Consider the following 410-nt stretch of genomic DNA (forward strand, 5'->3'; position numbering starts at 1 on the left):
CCAAGGAAGCCACCGAAAACGATAGACGTTAGGTTTGGTAGAATCTCTACAAGGATGATGCGAATCTTTGACTCACCCATTACCTCAGCCGAGATGATGTATTCTTTGTGTCTTAGTGCCATGGTTTGCGAACGGATAACACGTGCCCCCCATGGCCAGGATGTGAGTCCGAGTAACAAGGTTATGACTAATGAGCTGACCTGTCCGAGGAAGGCGGCGAGTACAATTAGCAGCGGTAGCTGAGGGAAAACCAAGAATACGTTAGTGACGAAGTTCATCCACTCATCAACTTTGCCACCTAGGTAGCCAGAAGTCACACCAACCGCTACAGCTAGAGTCATTGCAATAATGCCAGCAGACAGAGCAACAGTTAGCGACTTCTTACCGCCGTGTAACACTTGGCTGTATAC

1 protein-coding gene is annotated in these 410 nt (G+C 48.5%); it reads right to left on the reverse strand.

Features of this window, described 5'->3' with window-relative positions:
- Positions 1-410, reverse strand: a 410-nt coding sequence (locus AB4585_RS26625; RefSeq protein WP_372171747.1) for an ABC transporter permease, incomplete at both ends; no start/stop codon positions are given.

Origin of the sequence: Vibrio sp. 10N.222.49.C9 (assembly GCF_041474985.1) — a bacterium.
Lineage (GTDB): Bacteria > Pseudomonadota > Gammaproteobacteria > Enterobacterales > Vibrionaceae > Vibrio > Vibrio crassostreae_C.